3 protein-coding genes are annotated in these 3,785 nt (G+C 62.5%); all 3 read left to right on the top strand.

Features of this window, described 5'->3' with window-relative positions; translation table 11 throughout:
- Window positions 1-274 precede the first annotated feature (274 nt).
- Window positions 275-1,492 carry a tRNA guanosine(34) transglycosylase Tgt gene (tgt, locus tag QOC89_RS29925; RefSeq protein WP_323048342.1) on the top strand — a complete coding sequence of 406 codons (1,218 nt, stop codon included), beginning with the start codon at window positions 275-277 and terminating at the stop codon, window positions 1,490-1,492.
- A gap of 205 nt (window positions 1,493-1,697) precedes the next feature.
- Window positions 1,698-2,027, top strand: coding sequence for a preprotein translocase subunit YajC (yajC, locus tag QOC89_RS29920; protein WP_007179286.1), 330 nt, complete (start codon window positions 1,698-1,700; stop codon window positions 2,025-2,027).
- Between the two features lie 118 nt (window positions 2,028-2,145).
- On the top strand, window positions 2,146-3,785 hold a 1,640-nt coding region (gene secD / locus QOC89_RS29915), incomplete at its 3' end, for a protein translocase subunit SecD (RefSeq protein ID WP_323048341.1).

The following is a 3,785-nucleotide window of genomic DNA, read 5'->3' as shown; positions in this document are numbered from 1 at the left end:
GGCGACGCGATGCTGCTGACGCGGCGCGATGCCTGATCCGTTCCATGTCGCGCGGCGCTGTTCCGCGCGATAGCGTTGCGTGCGGGCAGCGCGCGCGGTAGTCTGCCGCTCCTTGCTGCGTCGATGTAGCGGCAGTCGTTACTGTGTTTCCGCGCCCGCGCACCGCGGCAGATCCATGCTGCGTCTTGAGTTTTTCTTACCCGGCCGCCGTGGCTTACCCGGCGGGGTTTCAACGTTGCGCCGGACTGTTTTCCGGTAGCACAGGAGTTATTTCATGACCGACGGTCATACCCACAATCCCAGCGGTACCTGCAACACCTGCGCGAGCCACGGCGATACCACCTCGTCGCGGCCCGACAACGGCCTCAAATTCGAACTGCTCGGCACCGACGGTCAAGCGCGGCGCGCTCGCGTGACGCTCAACCACGGCGTGGTCGAGACACCGATCTTCATGCCGGTCGGCACGTATGGCACCGTGAAAGCGGTTCAGCCGCGCGAGCTCGAGGAAATGCACGCGCAGATCATCCTCGGCAACACTTTTCACCTGTGGCTGCGCCCGGGTCTGGAAACGATCGAAGCGCACGGCGGCCTGCACGGCTTCATGGGCTGGAAAAAGCCGATTCTGACGGACTCCGGCGGCTTTCAGGTATTTTCGCTCGGCGATTTGCGCAAGATCACCGAAGATGGCGTCACCTTCGCGTCGCCGATCAACGGCGACAAACTCTTCCTGTCGCCGGAAGTGTCGATGCAGATCCAGAAGGTGCTGAACTCGGACATCGTCATGCAGTTCGACGAATGCACACCGTACGCCACCAATAACGTGCCGACTTCGCATCAGGAAGCCGCCGATTCGATGCGCATGTCGATGCGCTGGGCCAGGCGCTCGATCGACGAATTCAACCGCCTCGGCAACCCGAATGCGCTCTTCGGCATCGTTCAGGGCGGCATGTTCGAAGACCTGCGCGACGAGTCGCTGGCGGGCCTCGCCGAGATGGATTTCCACGGTCTCGCGATCGGCGGCCTGTCGGTCGGCGAGCCGAAAGAAGACATGATGCGCGTGCTGAACCATATCGGCCCGAAGCTGCCGGCCGACAAACCGCACTACCTGATGGGCGTCGGCACGCCCGAAGACCTCGTGGCGGGCGTGGCCGCGGGCGTCGACATGTTCGATTGCGTGATGCCGACCCGCAACGCGCGCAACGGCTGGCTTTTCACCCGTTTCGGGGACATCAAGATCCGCAACGCCGCGCACAAGAACTCGCTGCGCCCGCTCGACGAGCAATGCGGCTGCTACACCTGCCGAAATTTCACCCGCGGCTACTTGCATCACCTGCATCGTGTAGGGGAAATCCTTGGCGCGCAGTTGAATACGATTCACAACCTGCACTACTACCTCGAATTGATGCAGGAAATGCGCGACGCGATCGACGCAAAACTCTTTGAACCTTTCCGCAAGCGCTTCCACGAGAACCGCGCGCGCGGCATAGACTAGCGGCGATCGGCAATCCGCTGACGAATTTGCCGGAGGAATCCGTCGGCTGGGCGCGGAAAACCTTACAATCAACTTTCGCAAATGGCGAAAAAGGCTTTAACCGGTTGATCGCAAAGCCGATTCGCCTCGCCGACGCCTGTCAGGCCGGTGGTAGAATAACCGGCTGATTTTTTTGATCGTTTTGACTTATAACGGAGAGACCAACGTGTCGTTCATTTCCAATGCCTTCGCCCAAGGCACAGCAACAGGTGGCATTGAATCGAACCTGATGAGCTTCCTGCCGCTGATTCTGATGTTCGGCGTGCTGTACTTCATCATGATTCGCCCGCAAATGAAGCGCCAGAAGGAACATCGCAACATGCTCGCGGCCATGGCCAAGGGCGATGAAGTGGTGACGAATGGCGGCATCGTCGGCAAGGTGACCAAGGTGGGTGAAGCTTACGTCGGCGTCGAAATCTCGGAAGGCACGGAAATCACCGTGCAAAAAGCGTCGGTCACGACGATTCTCCCGAAGGGCACGATCAAGTCGCTGTAAGGCCTGCTCTCTCGCGTCCGGCGCGGCCTCGCCGGCGGTTCTCGCGGAACAACGCTGAACTGCCCGCGCTCATCGCCGGACGCATCGCTTCCAAGCCAACCTTCCCGTTGGACCACTCATGAATCGCTACCCCCTCTGGAAATATGCCGTGATGCTGGTGGCTCTGGTCATCGGCCTCGTGTACACGCTGCCCAATCTGTTCGGCGAAGCGCCGGCGGTGCAGGTGTCGAGCGGCAAGGCAACGGTCAAGCTCGACTCGACCACGCTGTCGGCGGTCGAAACAGCGCTCGCGGCCAATCAGATCAAGCCTGACGAAGTCACGTTCGACAACGCGTCGAGCAACGCGAACATTCGCGTGCGGCTGCTCGACACCGACACGCAGTTGCGCGTGAAGGACCTGCTGCAGAAGTCGCTGAACAGCGACCCGAGCGACCCGCAGTACATCGTGGCGCTGAACCTGCAAAGCGCGTCGCCGCGCTGGCTGACCGCCCTGCATGCGCTGCCGATGTACCTCGGTCTGGATCTGCGCGGCGGTGTGCACTTCCTGCTGCAGGTCGACATGGCCGGCGCGCTGAACAAGAAGCTCGACTCCGACGCCTCGGACGCGCGCACCATGCTGCGTGACAACAACATCCGCGACGGCGGCGTGAATCGCGTCAACCAGACGGTGGTGATCAATTTCGCCGACCAGGCCACGGCGGACGCGGCGCTCAAACAACTGGGCCGCGGCATCAGCGAACTCCAGTGGGCCTCGCAGGCAAGCCCGGACGGCGGCGTGCAACTGGTCGGCACGTTCACGCCGGCGGTGCAGAAAGCCGTGCAGGACGCCGCGCTCAAGCAGAACATCACCACGTTGCATAACCGCGTGAACGAACTCGGCGTGGCCGAGCCGGTGATCCAGCAGCAAGGCTCCGACCGGATCGTCGTCGAACTGCCGGGTGTGCAGGACACGGCGAAGGCGAAGGACATCATTGGCCGTACGGCAACGCTCGAAGCGCGCCTCGCCGACCCGGTCAACACGCATCCGAATCCATCCGATCCGGTGCCGCCGGGCGACGAGCTGTTCACCCAGGGCAACCAGACGCCGGTGCTGCTGCGCAAGCAAATCATCTTCACGGGCGACCGGATTATCGACGCGTCGGCGGGCTTCGACGAACATCAGCGTCCGTCGGTCAACATCCGCCTCGACTCGGCGGGTGGCCGCGCGGTGCGCAGCGTCTCGCGCGACAACATCGGCAAGCCGATGGCCATGGTGCTGTTCGAAAAGGGCAAGGGCGAAGTGCTGACGGTAGCGACCATCCAGTCGGAACTGGGCGACCGCTTCCAGATCACCGGCCAGGCCTCGCCGCAAGGCGCCGCCGACCTCGCGCTGCTGCTGCGTGCCGGTTCGCTGGCCGCGCCAATGGACATCATCGAAGAACGCACGATCGGCCCGAGCCTCGGCGCGGACAACATCAAGAAGGGCTTCCACTCGGTGGTGTGGGGCTTCGTGGCAATCGCCGTCTTCATGATCGCGTACTACATGCTGTTCGGCGTGATCTCGATGATCGGCCTGTCGGTCAACCTGTTGCTGCTGATCGCCGTGCTGTCCATGTTGCAGGCCACGCTCACCTTACCGGGTATCGCGGCTATCGCGCTCGCGCTCGGTATGGCAATCGACGCGAACGTGCTGATCAATGAGCGCGTGCGCGAAGAACTGCGCCATGGCGCCCCGCCGCAACTGGCAATCCAGAACGGCTACGCGCATGCATGGGCGAC

This window comes from Paraburkholderia sp., assembly GCF_034668105.1.
GTDB lineage: Bacteria > Pseudomonadota > Gammaproteobacteria > Burkholderiales > Burkholderiaceae > Paraburkholderia.
The sequence above is the reverse complement of the archived record's forward strand: the minus strand, read 5'-3'. Positions and strand labels throughout refer to the sequence as shown.

Excerpts from the sequence above, each read along its gene's own strand:
- tgt (WP_323048342.1), top strand. The coding sequence starts at position 275 with ATGACCGACGGTCATACCCACAATCCCAGCGGTACCTGCAACACCTGC.